18 protein-coding genes are annotated in these 16,364 nt (G+C 54.0%); 2 read left to right on the top strand and 16 right to left on the bottom strand.

The annotated features are described in order from the left end of the window. Positions 1 to 6: 6 nt before the first annotated feature. The gene (locus HV261_RS10640) at positions 7 to 1,644 is read right to left on the bottom strand and encodes a ShlB/FhaC/HecB family hemolysin secretion/activation protein (protein ID WP_202039684.1); all 1,638 of its coding nucleotides are present in this window, start codon (positions 1,642 to 1,644) and stop codon (positions 7 to 9) included. A gap of 597 nt (positions 1,645 to 2,241) precedes the next feature. Between HV261_RS10640 and narP the strand changes: the two genes are divergently transcribed. Continuing rightward, a complete protein-coding gene (gene narP, locus HV261_RS10635) occupies positions 2,242 to 2,889 on the top strand; it encodes a nitrate/nitrite response regulator protein NarP (protein ID WP_202038243.1) in 648 nt (215 codons plus the stop codon). Between the two features lie 95 nt (positions 2,890 to 2,984). Here narP and HV261_RS10630 read toward each other — a convergent pair whose 3' ends face one another. The 15 genes from HV261_RS10630 to napF form a co-directional block, all read right to left on the bottom strand. After that, entirely contained in the window at positions 2,985 to 4,034 is a 1,050-nt protein-coding gene (locus HV261_RS10630; RefSeq protein WP_202038242.1) for a cytochrome c-type biogenesis protein CcmH, read from the bottom strand. Then, positions 4,031 to 4,588, bottom strand: coding sequence for a thiol:disulfide interchange protein DsbE (dsbE, locus tag HV261_RS10625; RefSeq protein ID WP_202038241.1), 558 nt, complete (start codon positions 4,586 to 4,588; stop codon positions 4,031 to 4,033). Before dsbE ends, HV261_RS10630 begins: the two co-directional genes overlap by 4 nt. Next, on the bottom strand, positions 4,585 to 6,540 hold the full coding sequence (locus tag HV261_RS10620) for a heme lyase CcmF/NrfE family subunit (protein ID WP_202038240.1): 1,956 nt from the start codon (positions 6,538 to 6,540) through the stop codon (positions 4,585 to 4,587). Before HV261_RS10620 ends, dsbE begins: the two co-directional genes overlap by 4 nt. After that, entirely contained in the window at positions 6,537 to 7,016 is a 480-nt protein-coding gene (gene ccmE, locus HV261_RS10615) for a cytochrome c maturation protein CcmE (protein WP_005129319.1), read from the bottom strand. The genes HV261_RS10620 and ccmE overlap by 4 nt, the downstream gene beginning before the upstream one ends. Further along, positions 7,013 to 7,225 (bottom strand): heme exporter protein CcmD, encoded by a 213-nt coding sequence (gene ccmD / locus HV261_RS10610; protein WP_020996676.1) that lies wholly within the window; start codon positions 7,223 to 7,225, stop codon positions 7,013 to 7,015. Before ccmD ends, ccmE begins: the two co-directional genes overlap by 4 nt. Next, on the bottom strand, positions 7,222 to 7,959 hold the full coding sequence (locus tag HV261_RS10605) for a heme ABC transporter permease (RefSeq protein WP_202038239.1): 738 nt from the start codon (positions 7,957 to 7,959) through the stop codon (positions 7,222 to 7,224). Before HV261_RS10605 ends, ccmD begins: the two co-directional genes overlap by 4 nt. A gap of 88 nt (positions 7,960 to 8,047) precedes the next feature. Further along, entirely contained in the window at positions 8,048 to 8,707 is a 660-nt protein-coding gene (ccmB, locus tag HV261_RS10600) for a heme exporter protein CcmB (protein ID WP_045445367.1), read from the bottom strand. Beyond that, positions 8,704 to 9,321, bottom strand: coding sequence for a cytochrome c biogenesis heme-transporting ATPase CcmA (ccmA, locus tag HV261_RS10595; protein WP_220472514.1), 618 nt, complete (start codon positions 9,319 to 9,321; stop codon positions 8,704 to 8,706). Before ccmA ends, ccmB begins: the two co-directional genes overlap by 4 nt. A gap of 13 nt (positions 9,322 to 9,334) precedes the next feature. Continuing rightward, positions 9,335 to 9,937 carry a cytochrome c-type protein NapC gene (gene napC / locus HV261_RS10590; protein WP_005129332.1) on the bottom strand — a complete coding sequence of 201 codons (603 nt, stop codon included), beginning with the start codon at positions 9,935 to 9,937 and terminating at the stop codon, positions 9,335 to 9,337. Positions 9,938 to 10,093: 156 nt separating this feature from the next. Next, the gene (gene napB / locus HV261_RS10585) at positions 10,094 to 10,543 is read right to left on the bottom strand and encodes a nitrate reductase cytochrome c-type subunit (protein ID WP_048212558.1); all 450 of its coding nucleotides are present in this window, start codon (positions 10,541 to 10,543) and stop codon (positions 10,094 to 10,096) included. 132 nt (positions 10,544 to 10,675) lie between these two features. Beyond that, positions 10,676 to 11,527 carry a quinol dehydrogenase ferredoxin subunit NapH gene (napH, locus tag HV261_RS10580; RefSeq protein WP_202038237.1) on the bottom strand — a complete coding sequence of 284 codons (852 nt, stop codon included), beginning with the start codon at positions 11,525 to 11,527 and terminating at the stop codon, positions 10,676 to 10,678. Continuing rightward, entirely contained in the window at positions 11,514 to 12,209 is a 696-nt protein-coding gene (gene napG, locus HV261_RS10575) for a ferredoxin-type protein NapG (RefSeq protein WP_137384108.1), read from the bottom strand. Before napG ends, napH begins: the two co-directional genes overlap by 14 nt. Before the next feature lie 6 nt (positions 12,210 to 12,215). Next, on the bottom strand, positions 12,216 to 14,702 hold the full coding sequence (gene napA / locus HV261_RS10570) for a nitrate reductase catalytic subunit NapA (protein WP_202038236.1): 2,487 nt from the start codon (positions 14,700 to 14,702) through the stop codon (positions 12,216 to 12,218). Beyond that, positions 14,699 to 14,962 (bottom strand): chaperone NapD, encoded by a 264-nt coding sequence (napD, locus tag HV261_RS10565; RefSeq protein ID WP_202038235.1) that lies wholly within the window; start codon positions 14,960 to 14,962, stop codon positions 14,699 to 14,701. The genes napA and napD overlap by 4 nt, the downstream gene beginning before the upstream one ends. Next, positions 14,952 to 15,443, bottom strand: a complete 492-nt coding sequence (gene napF, locus HV261_RS10560) for a ferredoxin-type protein NapF (protein ID WP_202038234.1) — start codon at positions 15,441 to 15,443, stop codon at positions 14,952 to 14,954. Before napF ends, napD begins: the two co-directional genes overlap by 11 nt. Positions 15,444 to 15,856: 413 nt before the next feature. On the opposite strand from napF, the gene eco reads away from it, so the two are divergent. Continuing rightward, the gene (gene eco / locus HV261_RS10555) at positions 15,857 to 16,354 is read left to right on the top strand and encodes a serine protease inhibitor ecotin (RefSeq protein ID WP_202039683.1); all 498 of its coding nucleotides are present in this window, start codon (positions 15,857 to 15,859) and stop codon (positions 16,352 to 16,354) included. The last annotated feature ends 10 nt before the right edge of the window (positions 16,355 to 16,364 follow it).

Below are 16,364 nucleotides of genomic sequence, written 5' to 3'. Positions count from 1 at the left end.
TGTTCCTTAAAATGCCACCGCAACGCGGTAATACACATTGAGATGATCCGGTGCCAGCCAGTCCGGATAATTCACTGGCGTTCCTACGGTAAACTGACTGGAGAACCAGCGCCCTGAGCTGGTTAATCCCAGCGCGGCCCCCCACAACGTGCCGGAGGCATACCTGTCAACGCTATCTTGTTTCAGCCAGCCGCCGTCGAATGCCGCTATCGCGCCAATCTGTCCCAACACCGGCAGCGTAAACAGAGAGTAATTCACTTCGTTGCGCCAGTAGCCGCCGTTATCTCCTGAAATGTATTGTTCTTTATAGCCACGTACCGATGTTTCACCGCCCAGCGTCAGGCGTTCGCTGCCGTAAAGGCGGTCCGGTGACCATTGAAAATAGAGGCTGCTCAGCCACCACAGTTTTTCTGTCAGCGGGCGCTGAAAACTGCCGCTGACGCTCCACTTGCGAAATTCTGCCTTTGGCACATCACCCTGTTTATCATTGTCATCCTCTGCGCCAAACCACGGCACGCCCTGGGTGAATGAGGGGTTAAACGTCGCAACGCCGGAAGCAATTTTTTGCGTATGGTTGATACCCAGCGAAACGCTGGAAAGCTTGCGGCTACTGGTTTCCAGCAGGACATCATTCAATCTGTTACGATTGATTCGATGCGTGAGACCCAGCGATGCTGCGGTTTTGATCTCACCGTTGCGAAACAAAACCCAGGAGCCGGTCAGACGATGGGTTTCGCTGTCACCGGTGGAGCGCCAGGCATAGCCATTGTTATCAATGGTGCTGAGGTAGTTACTCCAGCTGTAGCTGTAATCCAGCAATCCGTAGCCGTAAGGAACACTCACGCCAGCAGCAACGTTCTGCGCATCTTTACTGCTGGAAAAATCGCTGCTACGCCCGCCGCTGATAAACCATTTATCCGCCAGCCCAAGCATATTATTGAAAAATAATGCCCCGCTCAGTTGTCCGGTACCGGTACTCTTTTGTCCGCTGTTATCAAAACTGACGGAACCGTTAACGGGGAATTCAGGCGTGGCGCTCAGATTTACTATTGATAACCCTTGCTGGCTGCCCGGCAAAATTTCAATTTCCACCGGCGTCTGGCGAACGCGGTTCAACTGCTCCATCCCCTGTTCAATGTCACGCAGATTGAGAATCTTTCCTTCCAGCCCCGGAAAGATCATTTTCAGCGTGCGCGATGGGACACCTTCCAGACGTATTTGCTGCAATTTCCCCTCAAGCACCGCGATATGCAGCACCCCGGATGAGAGATCCTGTTCGGTTAAAAAGGCACGACTGGTGATATAGCCTCGACTGATATACCAGTCGGAAATTGCATTTGTCAGTTCCGTCAGGCGAGGAATATCCAGGCATTGATTCACCCACGGTGCGGTAAGCTTTGCCGAGGCAGCGGCGGACAGCGTCGTTGCGCCGTCAATATCAATGCGCGAAATCATAAAACACGGCCCTTCAGTCGGGGCTGGCGTTTTCGACGTGACGGCTTCGGGCAGCGTAACGCTACGCTCCAGCTCTTCACGCTGGCGCTGGTTTTCATTAAGTAGCTGCTGTTGCTGCTGCTGAATGGTATTACGATCCGCAGGAGAGAGTGGTGCGGCAGAAACCGTGGTGAACGGCAAAACTAACATCCCAATCAGTAATGCCAACTTTCTTTCATCCCTGAACTTCACCCTATCCCCCAAAGTACGAAACCGAACTTAGCTGTGCGCTCCTTGCCAAAAAAGCACAAAATGCAAACAAAAGTAAAGGCAATAAATGCTCTTTCACTTTATTCCTATTGCATTTTAGGATTTTTTATATTCTTAAGTTAAATTACGCTTACTCTATTGGCCCAATCCCATCGCTAGTCGCCCATTTGCATAAAGAGCGCTGGGATGAGTATGTCGCGCACGTCGTGCCGCCTGGGTGACGTCTGCTGAGTTCTCTTCCAGCTGCTTGCACCTTCAATATCAACATTGCTTATTATTGCCACTTGTTAATGTTGATATTTAATTAATGTTGTCAAACAGCAAATCGAGAATTCTTTCGTCTCGCAAACCGCCACCACCTTGATTCAAATCATAAAGAGTTTTCTTTGTAAAAATTCCAATGAGAGCTTTTTGAGTCAGGATATACTATTTGCACCTGTAAAAAGTAAGGTCACGTTGCCTTATCATCTACGTGATAAATCAGGATTATCCCATGCCCCGGAATATAACGAAATTAAGAGTACTCAGGAGAAGAAGATGCCTGAATTAACACCTTTTAAGGTGATGATCGTTGATGACCACCCACTCATGCGGCGAGGAATTAGTCAATTATTACAACTGGATACCGCATTCGATGTTGTCGCTGAAGCCGGCGATGGCGCAAGTGCTATCGATCTGGCGAACCGTCTGGATCTTGATGTGATCCTGCTCGATCTCAATATGAAAGGCATGAGCGGACTGGACACCCTGAATGCGCTACGTCGGGACGGCGTTACTGCGCAAATTATTATTCTTACCGTTTCGGATGCCGCCAGCGATGTCTACGCCCTGATTGATGCCGGCGCAGATGGCTATTTGCTTAAAGACAGCGATCCTGAAGTTCTGCTGGAAGCCATTCGCGCTGGTGCAAAAGGAGGTAAAGCCTTTAGCCAACGCGTCAGCGATTATCTGCGGGAACGGGAACTGTTTGGCGCTGAGGAAGATCCGTTCAGCGTACTCACCGAACGCGAGCTGGATGTGTTACATGAGCTGGCTCAGGGATTATCGAATAAACAGATAGCATCTGTACTGAATATTTCCGAGCAAACGGTGAAAGTGCATATCCGCAACCTGCTGCGTAAACTTAACGTCCGCTCTCGCGTTGCCGCCACCATCCTGTTTTTGCAAACCCGCGGAATGCAGTAATCAATAAGATGCCGGATGCGACGCCACTGCGTCTTATCCGGCCTACAAGGTCCACACAGGCCCGAAAGCTGCGCGCCATCGGGCAATCTGAACGCTTATTTCTCCTGCGGTGCCAGCTGTTCCATCGCCTGTTTGATGCTGCGCTCAATTACCGCCCGACGGGTATCATTGGCGGGCAATAATTTCAGCATCATCTCCCACGCTGCAACCGCCTCACCGAAGCGCTGCTGTTCGAAAGCGTTAAACGCATACATGCTCAGTACGCGTACATTCGCATGTTCGCCCCTGACCAATTGACGTAACAACTCCCCACCGCGACGGTTATCATCTGGATCGGAAGAACGGGTCAACGCTTCAGCATAACCCAGTGCAGCATCGCTATTTTTAGGATCCAGTCGGTAGGCATTGGCATACGCTTCAGTCGCCGTACTGGCATTACCGAGAACCATGCCTACGCGCCCAAGCATAATCCAGCCTTCAACGTTTCCGGCATCGGTTTGCAGCCGGGTACGTAATCCCAACGCCAGACGCGCCATATCCTCTTCATTCAGCGGTTCAGCCTTTGGATCTAATGCCCGCTCCAGCAACGCCGGAGCCTGTGCAGTCGCCTGCTGCCAGACCTTAACCTGCTTATAGCTGCCGGTTTGGTAATAGCTCACAGCGCCCACCACCAGCGCCACGATAACGCCGGGTATAAAGAGTCCTAATCCACCGCGTTTGCCGTCGGGGGTAATCTCATCAGGAAATTCTTCCTGCTTCACTCGTACACGACGGCGTGAACGGGCAACAATAATCCAGCCCCCCAGGCCAATTGCCACAACGGGCATCACCCACAGCAGCACGGTCAGCGGCGTCAACGGCGGATCGTAAGTCACGAAGTTGCCGTAACGCGCCACCATGTAATCGACAATTTCTTTCTGGCTTTTCCCTTCCTGCATCAGTTCGTAAACCTTCTGACGCAGATCGGTGGCAATCATTGAGTTAGAGTCAGCAATGCTGTTGTTCTGACACTTGGGGCAGCGTAACTGTTCAGTGAGCTGACGGAACTGCTGTTCCTGCGCCTCGTCTTTGAACTGCATCACGTCGATAGTGGCCAGCGCCGATCCCGAGATAACCAGCATCAGCAGGCCCAGAAAGAACCTCATTGCGCAGCCTCCTTACTGTATTTATCCCACAATGGTTTGAGCTCGCTCTCCCATACCCTGGCGTTTAAATCACCGGCATGGCGATAACGAATAATGCCTTTACCGTCGATCAGGAACGTTTCCGGCGCACCGTACACCCCCAGATCCAGACCCAGCATACCGTCGCCATCAAACAGACTTAAGGCATACGGATTGCCCAGTTCTTTCAGCCAGACGATGGCTTTTTGACGATCGTCTTTATAGTTCAACCCAACGACCCGCACGCCTTGCGCCGACAGCTGGTTCAGATACTGGTGCTCAGCGCGACAGGTCGGACACCAGGTCGCCCAGACGTTTAGCAGCACCGGTTTCCCCTGCGTCAATACATCAGCCTGGTAATGCTGGCCCGGATTTTCCAGCGACTCCAGACGGAACGTCGGCACCGGCTTACCGATTAACGCCGATTCCAGATTCGTCGGGTCGTCTCCCTGTGCGTTACGTGCCAGTTGCCACAGCAGCGCCGCGGCAATAATGAGAAAAATAATAAATGGGATTAACAATGCATTGCGCTTCATACAGCCTCCGGCGCGTTTTTTTGCGCAGCAGCACGAGGACGCGTGCGCTGGCGATAGCGTGGATCAAACAGGCAGAACAATCCGCCCAGCGCCATCAGCAACCCTCCGGCCCAAATCCAGCGAATAAACGGTTTATAGTACAGACGCACTGCCCACGCGCCGTTGTCCAGCTCTTCGCCTAATGCCGCGTACAGGTCACGCGTCAGTCCGCCATCGATCGCCGCTTCGGTCATCATTGAACTGGTGCTGTTGTAAAAACGTTTTTCCGCATGCAGCGTCGCTTCCGGCTTGCCGTCACGGGTCACACCAATCACGGCCACGCCCCCCCGATAGTTAGGTCCGGTAATATCTTTTACTTCGCGGAAAGTGAACTGATAATCATGGATACTGACGCTATCGCCCGCCTTCATGCGCACATCACGTTCAACGCTGTAGTTCTGGCTAAAGGCAATACCGACAATAGTTATCGCCAGCCCAACGTGGCCCGACACCATGCCCCAGTAGCTCGGCGTCAGCTTCGTGCCACGCGAAATACGCAGGAACGCCTCGGACATCGCCAGCACAAATATCCAGCATGCCATTGCCATACCCACGACCGTCATCGCGGCAATGCGATCTTCAAACAGCCACGGCAGCAGCACGGACAGTACCAGCGTGGTAACAAACGCGACAAGCAGTAGCGTTTTCAGCTTACGCGGTCGGTCACGTCCCCAACGCACCAGTGGCCCAATCCCCAGCAACAGCGCAAACGGCGCCATCAGCCAGGTAAACATAGTATTGAAGAACGGCTCGCCAATCGAAATACTGCCCAGCCCCAGCTGTTTGTGCACCAGCGGCAGCAGCGTGCCCAGCAGCACCACCAGCATCGCTGCAATCAACAGAACATTGTTCCCTAACAGCAGCGATTCACGCGACCATAGCGCGTTATTCACCCGTGAGCGAACCTTGTGACCGCGCACCGCAAACAGCAGCAGGGAACCGCCGATAACCAGTACCATAAAGGCAAGAATGAACATCCCGCGCGACGGGTCAGAGGCGAAGGCGTGCACCGACACCAGTACCCCCGAACGCACCAGGAACGTCCCCAGCAAACAGAGCGAGAAGGCGCAGATTGACAGCAGTAACGTCCAGGCTTTAAAGCTGGCGCGTTGTTCGGTCACTGACAGCGAGTGCATCAGCGCAGTCCCCACCAGCCACGGCATAAACGAAGCGTTCTCTACCGGGTCCCAGAACCACCAACCGCCCCAGCCCAGTTCGTAGTATGCCCACGCAGAGCCGAGCACAATACCCAGCGTCAAAAACACCCATGCCGCCAGCGTCCACGGACGCGAAAAACGGGCAAAGGTGCTATCCAGACGCCCGCTCATCAGTGCGGCAATGGCAAAAGCAAAAGCCACAGAGAAACCGACATAGCCCATATACAGTAATGGCGGATGGAAGATCAGCCCCGGATCCTGCAACAACGGATTAAGGTCACGCCCTTCTATCGGGAAATCCGGCAGCGTGCGGGAAAACGGATTGGAGGTAAACAGAATAAACAGCAGGAAGCCGACGCTGACCATGCCCATCACCGCCAGTACGCGTGCGACGATATCCAGCGGCATCCGCTGGCTGAACAGCGCCACAGCGAACGTCCAGCCGCTCATCAGCAACACCCACAGCAACAATGAGCCTTCATGCGCGCCCCATGTCGCGGCGACGCGATACCAGACCGGAAGTTGCGTATTGGAGTTACTGGCGACATAGGTCACGGTAAAGTCATTGACCACAAATGCGTTTACCAGCACCAGAAACGCACCCATCACACAGATAAACAACACCCAGGCAAAGGGTCGCGCAGAGGCCATCATCCGGACATCGCCACGCGCAACACCCCACAGCGGATAAACCGACAGCAACAGTGCAACGCCGAGTGCCAGGCACAGTAGCCCATTGCCAATTTCAGGCATCATGACGTTTTATCCTTATAAACACTTTCCGGGCGACGGTGGTTCTCCTGCATCGCTTTTTCGACTTCCGGCGGGGTGTAATTTTCATCATGTTTGGCAAGAACCTCTTTGGCCTGCACATGATTTCCCTGATCCAGTTCCCCCTGAACAACGACGCCCTGCCCTTCACGGAACAGATCCGGCAGGATACCTTCGTAGGTCACATCCACCACGCCTTCGGCGTCATAGATGCTGAAGTTAACTTTCAGCGACTGCGGATCGCGCTTCACACTACCCGGCATAACCATTCCGCCAACGCGCAGGCGTTGACCGACTTCCGGCATCTGCTGGGTTTCGCGCTTGCCGTAGAGTATTTCTCCCGGCGTATAGAACAAATCGATATTGGAACGCAGCGCGTAGAGCACCAGCGTGATGGTCAATGCCAGGCCCGCCAGCACCGCACAGGCTATCCATAGCCGATTTTTACGTCGAATATTCACGCCGCCTCCCGTTGAACTTGCGCCGCACGCATGCGCGCTTCTCTCGCCCGCTGCTGCGCCACGCCGCGTAAGATTGCGCGATGCTGTAGTGCAGAATGCAGCACCAGCACCACCAGCGGGATAACGCTCATGGCCACAGCCAGCCAGACATACAAGGCGTAACCGCCCATCGCGAAAAAATCACTCCATGATGCAAATGCAGGGGTCATTGGCGGCCTCTTTTTAAGATCAGTTCGCTCACCCATGGGCGGCGTTTTTCCATCATCAAAATCAGGTTACGCATGCGCATCAGCGCCAGCGTGACAAACAGTAACAGGTAACCGACGATCGCCAGGCGCAGTGGCGTACGCATCGCCGGATCAATACTCTGCTGCATGCGGGTCGACCCCTGGTGCAACGTGTTCCACCACTCGACCGAATAGTGGATGATCGGTAAGTTCACGACACCAATCAGTACCAGAATACCGGCTGCCCGTCCCGCCATGCGACGATCATCAAAGGCATGCCACAGCGCAATGGCACCAACATAGAGAAACAACAGCACCAGCTCAGAAGTGAGTCGGGCATCCCAGACCCACCAGGTTCCCCACATCGGTTTTCCCCATGCAGAGCCCGTCACCAGTGCAATAAAGGTAAACACTGCACCCACTGGCGCCATCGCCGCCAGCGCCAGATTGGCCATTTTCATCTGCCAGACCAGGCCGATAAATGCGGCAACCGCCATCGACGCGTAAATGCCCATCGACCAGATTGCCGCCGGAACGTGCAGATAGATGATGCGATAGCTCTGCCCCTGCTGATAATCCGCTGGCGCGAAGCCAAATCCCCAAACCCATCCTGTTACCAGTACCACTGCGCTGGCAATCGCCAGCCATGGGATAAACCAGCCACAGATCTGATAGAGACGTGGGGGCATCGCCAGTTGATGAAGTGTTTTCCACATAGTTCAGTCACCAGACTCAATAAATTAGTAAATTTCCGTTTTACCGGAGGGCGGCTTCGCCATGTCCGGCCCACAAGTCATATCTGCGCTATTGCACGCTGATACGTAACGCCGCCGCCGTCGCAAAGGGACTTAACGTGGCGCTTCCTACCAGCAGTGCGCCAAGAATCGCCATATACCCTTCAACGGGTAAGTGCATCGAGGCGGCGTCCATCGCAGCGGTCGCAAAAATCAGTAAGGGAATGGTTAACGGGAGTACCAGCACGCTCAGCAGCACGCCACCGCGTTTTAACCCCACCGTCAGTCCCACGCCCGGCGCGCCGAGAAAACCCAGCGTCGGCGTTCCAAGCAGCAACGTCAGCGCCATAATTTGCCAACCATACATATCCATTCCCAGCAGCAATGCCACCAGCGGCGAGAGGATCAACAGCGGCAAACCGGTTACCACCCAGTGCGCCATCACCTTCGCCAGCACCACGGCCGGTAGCGGCAATGGCAGCAGCATCAATTGTTCGAGGCTGCCATCCTGTAAGTCATCCCGGAATAAACGTTCCAGCGCCAGTAATGAGGCCAGCAATGCGGCAACCCAGATAATGCCCGGTGCAATACGCGCCAGCAGCTGTGGCTCCGGCCCAATGCTGAGCGGGAACAGCGTTATGACGATCAGGAAGAACCATAACGGATTGGCGATCTCTGCACTATGACGGAACGCAACCCGCAGTTCTAAACGGAAGATTCGCCACATCATTGCGCGGCCCTCTCGCTGGTCAGCGCAATACGTCGCACTTTATCGGTCCCAACACCCAGAGGCTGGTGCGTGGTAAGGATCACAATCCCCCCCTGCTCTGTATGCTGTGCCATGCGCTGAGTCAGTCGCTCAACGCCGTGCACATCAATTGCCGTAAAGGGTTCATCGAGGATCCACAGTCGCGCGCGGGTCAGCCAGAGGCGAGCCAGTGCCACGCGCCGCTGTTGTCCGGCAGAGAGTTGATTAACAGGAATATCTTCATATCCGGCGAGACCTGCCTGCGCCAGCGCCGCCAGACAATCGCCATCGTGATGAAAAAAACGCAGATTCTCCAACGCCGAAAGCCGGGTTTTTATCCCCGGCTGATGTCCGATCCACAGTAGTTCCTGATGGTAGCTGTCCCGCACCTGGTGCAGCGATTTCCCTTGCCAGCAAACCTCTCCGGCGTCAGGACGAGCCAGCCCGGTAAGCAACCGCAGCAGAGTGGTTTTCCCTGCGCCATTACTCCCGGTAATTTGTACCCATTCCCCTGCATTGACGCGAAATGACAGATCGCTAAACAATATTCTGTCATCTCGCTCGCAGAGCAGTTCTCTGGCCTCAAGCATCCTGATTATTTACATCCTGTTAAAAGCCCGGTTTGACTTCGCGCATATCAGGCAGTTTGTGTGCTATCCCTTTATGACAGTCAATACAGGTTTGCCCTTCTTTCACGGCCTGGTCATGCATTTTAGCCGCTACGCCTTTCTGGGCGGTTAAATCCATAAACTCGAAGTTGTGACAGTTCCGACACTCTTGCGAATTATTGTCTTTCATACGCCGCCATTCATTTTGCGCCATCGATAAACGGTGGTCTTCAAATTTTTGCGGTGTATCTATCAACCCCAGTGCTTTCGCGTACAGCTCCTTGCTGGCCTTGATTTTGCGGATCATTTTCGGACCCCACTCATGAGGGACGTGGCAATCAGGGCAAGTCGCACGCACACCGCTGCGGTTGTTGTAGTGTACGGTTTCCATATATTCCTGGTATACCGTGTTGCGCATTTCGTGACAGCTAATGCAGAACTCTTCAGTATTGGCCTTTTCCATACCGGTATTAAAGCCGCCCCAGAAAATAATGCCGCCCACAAAGCCGATTAACAACAGCGTGCCGAGCGCCAGACGGCTGGGGCGACGCCACCATTGCCAGACGCGCTTAATCCAGCCTGGTTTACGGTTAGAATTTTCCATAATGACCTCCCGAGCCTATTCCAGTAGGCGTAAATTGTTGCAGCCAGTTTGGACACGGACAGCGCGGAACAACCGGAGCGTACATACAGTACGTGAGGACTGCGAGCACTGCCCTGGTCCGAAATGGCAAATAAAGTAGCCTAATGGGGCAGGCTCTCATTTCCCGTAACCTTTCGAGGGGGTAAAGGTATTTTCAACAATCGGTGCCGCATCCGCCTGCGGGACATGACACTGCAGGCAGAAGTAACGACGCGGAGCGACTTCAGCCAGTACCTTGCCGTTGCTGTCCATAAAGTGCGTCGGGCTGATACGCGGTGCACCGGTGGTGCGGTAGCTTTCAACACCGTGACACTGCAGGCAACGGTTGGTATTGGTCGTCACCTGGTAGCCGTCAACACTGTGCGGAACCATCGGTGGCTGATTCACATAATTCAGCGGCATACGCTCCTGCTCTTTCGGCATGCGAATCGCCCCTTCCTGTGTCCCTGAGACTTCCGGTGACTGGCTCAGATCCACTCCGTTTGCAGCCCAAACGGCCCCACTGACTACCAGGGCCAGCGCGGCTGTCCATTGACTCAGCGCTTTAATCAGGTCATGGCTTTTCATTGTTTAGCTCCCGAACTCCATCGCATTTACACTTCATCCTTTAAGCTGCCTCTTTGTTGGCTGCGCTCCGAAACCCCAGTCACATAGTTACTATGCTCCCGGGGATTTCCTCACTTGCCGCCGCGATGCATCTCAAATGATTTTGTGTATCGTTATTGTAAAAACATCCTCAGAACAGACATCCACACAGCGACCGCAGGCCATGCAATCGCGACTGGTCACCTGCACCGGGCTTTGCTCATCCAGCACCGGCGCACGTAGCACATGCGGTTCCGGGCAAACATGAAAACAATCCATACAGCGGTTACATCTCTGACGTTCTTTTGCCGATACGGTTAATGCACCTTTACTACCCAATACGCCATACAGCGCACCCAGGGGGCAGAGATGCCCGCACCAGCCATGCTCAACAACCAGTAAATCAAATAAAAACAGCGCAAGAATAAGCAGCGCCCCGCTGCCAAAGCCCATTACCAGGCTACGTCCCAGCAAAGAGACCGGATTTATCCATTCCCATAGCAGCGTCCCTGTCAGGGCAGAACCGACCAGGATAACCACCAGCAGGACGTACCGTATATGGCGCGGCAAAGTTGCAGACTGATTCAGGTCAAATCTTCTGCGCAGCCAGCTCGCCAAATCAGTAACCGGATTCATCGGGCAGACCCAACTACAAAACAGTCGCTTACCTGCAAGGGCATACAGAACCGTAATAATGACGGCCCCTGTTAACGCGACTGTTGCGGGCAGATGCCCGCTGGCCAGGCTTTGCAGGGTGATCAGCGGATCGGTTAACGGAATGGTATCCAGCAACAGGCTGCTGCTGTAATTACCATGCAGCACCCACACGCCCAGCCACGGACCGCTGAGAAACATTGCCAGAACCAGGAACTGGCTCAGACGACGCAACACCAGCCAGCGATGGCTCCGCCACCAACCTTTTTTCGTTTGTGCTTCACGCCCCGCATCACGTTTACGATTTGCCATTGTTCCCCTCCAGCCAACCGAAGCGGTAATGGTGCCCCAACTCCCCTTTCGCCAACGACAGTGGCAACACTTTTATTGCCGGCTGTTCCAGTACGCAGACTTTTTCGCATTTACCGCAGCCAGTACAGGCATCGCTATGCACGGTCGGAATAAACCGCGCATGCTTACCGGTACGCATGTTGCGGTCCAGCTCCAGGGTGATGGCCTCATCGATTTTCGGGCACTCGCGATAACAAACGTCGCAACGCAATCCCTGATAGTTGAGGCAGTTCTCGTGATCCAACAACACCGCCAGCCCCATGCGTGAATCGTCAATAGACTCAATCTCCCTGTCCAACGCGCCGCTGGGGCAAACTTTGGCGCACGGAATGTCTTCACACATCTCGCAGGGGATGTCGCGAGCGACAAAATAGGGTGTTCCGGCCGCCAGCCCGGAGGCCAGCGTTGCCAGTTTCAGCGTGTCGTACGGGCAAGCCTGGACGCACTGACCACAGCGCACGCAGGCGCTGGCAAATGCGTCCTCACTCAAAGCCCCAGGCGGGCGCAGCCGCACGCCTGTTGCGCGTGCGGTTTGCTGTTGCAACCCCAGCGCCACGCCAACGACAGCCAGCCCGCCAGCTGCACGAACCATATCGCGCAGGAAGCGGCGGCGGCCATTTTGGGGTTTTGCTGACCGGGACATAACGCGTTACACCTTCGCCAGTTTCACAGCGCACTTCTTGAAATCCGTCTCTTTAGAGAGCGGATCCGTCGCATCCAGCGTCAGGTTGTTCACCAGCTGTGCGGCGTCGAAGAACGGCATGTACACCAGCCCCTGCGGCGGACGGTTGCGGCCGCGTGTTTCAACAATCGAAATCACTTCACCACGACGGGAAACCACTTTGACCTTGTCACCACGGCGCAGATCGCGCGCTTTCGCGTCCAGCGGATGGATAAACAGTACCGCCTCCGGGAACGCACGGTGCAGTTCCGGTACGCGGCGCGTCATGCTGCCGGTGTGCCAGTGTTCCAGCACGCGACCGGTGGAGAGCCACAGATCATATTCTTTATCCGGTGCTTCAGCCGCCGGTTCAAATGGCAGTGCGAAGATGACGGCTTTCCCATCCGGTTTGCCGTAGAACTTGTAGCTTTCACCCGCCTTCACGTACGGATCGTTGCCTTCGCTGTAGCGCCACTGAGTCTCCTTACCGTCGACCACCGGCCAGCGTAACCCGCGCGCCTTGTGGTAATCATCAAACGGTGCAAGATCGTGTCCGTGTCCGCGACCAAACCAGGCATACTCTTCGAATAGGCCTTTTTGCAGGTAGAAACCGAGTTCGCGAGATTCATCGTTAAGTTGATCTTCAGCCAGTTCGCTGACCGGGAATTTCGTGACGGCTGGCGTGGCGAACAGCACGTCATACAACGTCTTACCGCGCAGCTCGGGTTTCTTCGCCAGCAGTTCCTCCGGCCAGACGTCTTCCGTTTTGAATCGGCGGGCAAACTGCACCATTTGCCACAGGTCAGATTTCGCTTCACCCGGTGCTTTAATCTGCTGGCGCCAGAACTGAGTACGGCGCTCGGCGTTACCGTAAGCCCCTTCTTTCTCTACCCACATCGCTGTTGGCAGGATCAGGTCGGCCGCCAGAGCACTGACCGTCGGGTACGGATCGGAAACGATGATAAAGTTGCGCGGATCGCGCCAGCCAGGCATACGCTCTTCGTTGATGTTCGGCCCAGCCTGCATGTTGTTGTTACACATCACCCAGTAGACATTGAGCTTGCCATCTTTCAGTGCGCGGTCCTGTGCCACAGCATGCAGGCCGACTTTCGCCGGAATGGTCCCCGCCGGAATGTTCCAGTGCTTTTCACAGATATCGCGGTGTTTCTCGTTCGTCACCACCATGTCCGCAGGCAGACGGTGAGAGAAGGTCCCGACTTCACGTGCGGTACCACAAGCGGAAGGCTGACCCGTCAGCGAGAATGGGCCGCAGCCTGGCTGAGAAATTTTACCGGTCAGCAGGTGCAGGTTATAGACCAGATTGTTCGCCCATACGCCACGGGTATGCTGGTTAAAGCCCATCGTCCAGTAGGAGATGACTTTCTTCTTCGGATCGGCATACAGCTGCGCCAGCTGTTCCAGCTGATCTTTTGGCACGCCGGTCATTTCTGCGGTTTTATCCAGCGTATAGTCCGCAACAAACGCTTTGTACTCTTCAAAGCTGATCGGTTCAGAGGCGTCAGAACCTGGGTTTTTCGCCGCTTTTTCCAGCGGATGGGTAGGACGTAAACCGTAGCCGATATCCGTCGCCCCTTTACGCAGGTTAACGTGCTTACTAAAGAAGTCCTGGTTTATCGCATTGTTTTGAATGATATAGTTTGCGATGTAGTTGAGGATCACCAGGTCGCTTTGCGGCGTAAAGACGATGCCGTTATCCGCCAGCTCAAAGCTACGATGCTGGAAGGTTGAGAGAACGGCGACGTTGACGTTAGGATCGGACAGACGACGGTTGGTAATGCGCGACCACAGGATCGGGTGCATTTCCGCCATATTTGCGCCCCACAGGACGAAAGCATCCGCATGCTCGATATCGTCATAGCAGCCCATCGGCTCATCCATACCAAAGGTACGCATAAAGCCCACAACGGCTGACGCCATGCAGTGACGTGCGTTCGGATCGATGTTGTTCGAACGGAAACCGGCTTTGAACAGTTTTGCGGCAGCGTAGCCTTCCCAGATGGTCCACTGACCGGAGCCAAACATACCAATAGCATCCGGCCCTTTCTCTTTCAGAGAGGCTTTAAACTTCTCTTCCATCACATCAAAAGCCTGGTCCCAGCTAATCGGGGTGAATTCGCCTTCTTTGTGATATTTGCCGTCTTTCATGCGCAGCATCGGCTGCGTTAAACGGTCTTTTCCGTACATGATTTTCGGCAGGAAATAACCTTTAATGCAGTTAAGGCCACGGTTAACCGGCGCATCAGGATCGCCCTGACATGCCACAACTCGTCCTTGCTGGGTTCCTACCAATACGCCACAACCCGTACCACAGAATCGGCACGGGGCTTTGTCCCATTTGATCGCTTCTTGCTGACCGACTACCGCACGGGCAACGCCCGGCACGCTTAACCCGGCAGCCGCCGCAGCGGCCGCAACGGCGTTAGCTTTCATAAAGCTACGACGACTGAGTTTCATGGTGTTTCCTCACCTTGCTCATCCTGCTGGTGATAAACCAGCGACACCGCCAGCACGCCCGCAACGTTGCGCACTGACTCAATTGTTTTCATTAGCGTTTCACTATGCTCAGCTTCGACCACCACAATCAGCTGACCGCTTTCCACATCGCTGAGTGCAACTTCGCAACCCGCAAACGAACGTAACTGCGTGGCGATATCGCTGATGTGCTGACTTTTGGCCTGAACGACCAGGCTGCAGACCTGCCAGTTAGTGTCCATGGTTGTACTCCGCATTAATGGCTGATACCGGACAGATAGCGACACACGCGCCGCATCCGTTACATGCCTGATTGTCGAGCTGCGGCTGATAAATACCGGACAGCGTGGGACGAAAGGTAATGGCCATGGGTTCACAGCTATCCTGACAGCGATGGCATTCAACGGACTGATGCGCGAGACAGTTGTCACCGATCGAAAAATTCAGATCCCATGCCCTGGTGTGGCGCGGAAGAAAAAGTGATTCGGGACAGGCCTCTGCGCAGGCGTAACAAAAGCTGCATTCGCCGTGTTTGAAATTTACGCTTGGATAACCACCCTGGCCTCGCTGCAGGATGTCGGTTTCACACGCCTGGATGCAGGCGTCACAACGGAGGCAATTGGCCAGAAAGTGAGAGTCTTCCTTGCTCCACGGCGGACGAATCCCCGCGTTGGCTTTACGCCAACTGCCTGTCAACATGCCTCGACGGGATAAATCAACCATGACATTGTCCTTCCATAATGACGCTCTCCCTCGGCGGGTTGAACGACAATAAAAAACGCACTATTTATGAGTAGTTATTTTTAACCGTAAGATATTTCAGGATGTGTTAGAGGTGCATACCCCAATTGGGGTAAATGCTGTTGCCGGATCAAAAGAGTGTTGAGTTGGCGGGGAAAAGTGCGCTTTTGCTCACATTTCAATGAGTTATATAATAAATTATATAACGAAAGCATGGAACAGAGAATAATCTCATTATTCAGATAATTCCTGGCATTTATCGCTGCACAAATTCTAAACCTTTAATTAATGCACTTAAAATATAAGTAAATTTAGATTAATAGACGATATGAATATGCTAACCTGCCCTGGATACGTTCATAAGACAGAAGAAAGGAAACACTGTGAACAATAAGATGAAGACAATTGTCCCTGCCGTACTCCTTGCCGCCTTCGCCAGCACCTCTGCATGGGCGACAACCACCGATGCCAGCGCTCAGCCGCTGGAAAAAGTCGCCCCTTATCCTAAAGCGGACAAGGGAATGAAGCGTCAGGTTATTCAGCTTACTCCTGAGAAAGATGAATCTACTCTGAAAGTAGAACTGCTGATCGGACAAACGCTGGAAGTTGATTGCAACAAACATCGCCTTGGCGGAGAGCTGGACAGCAAAACGCTGGAAGGTTGGGGTTATGACTACTATGTATTCGACAAAGTCACTTCTCCGGTTTCAACCATGATGGCCTGCCCGGACGGTAAGAAAGAGAAGAAATTCATCACCGCGTATCTGGGTGAAGACGGTATGCTGCGTTACAACAGCAAATTACCGATTGTGGTCTACACCCCGGAAAACGTGGAGGTGAAATACCGCATCTGGAAAGCAGAAGATAAGATTCAGGATGCCGTCGTGCGATAAGTGAGAATGT

Source organism: Citrobacter sp. RHBSTW-00671, from assembly GCF_014103415.1.
In the GTDB taxonomy this organism is placed as follows: domain Bacteria; phylum Pseudomonadota; class Gammaproteobacteria; order Enterobacterales; family Enterobacteriaceae; genus Citrobacter.
The sequence above is the reverse complement of the archived record's forward strand: the minus strand, read 5'-3'. Positions and strand labels throughout refer to the sequence as shown.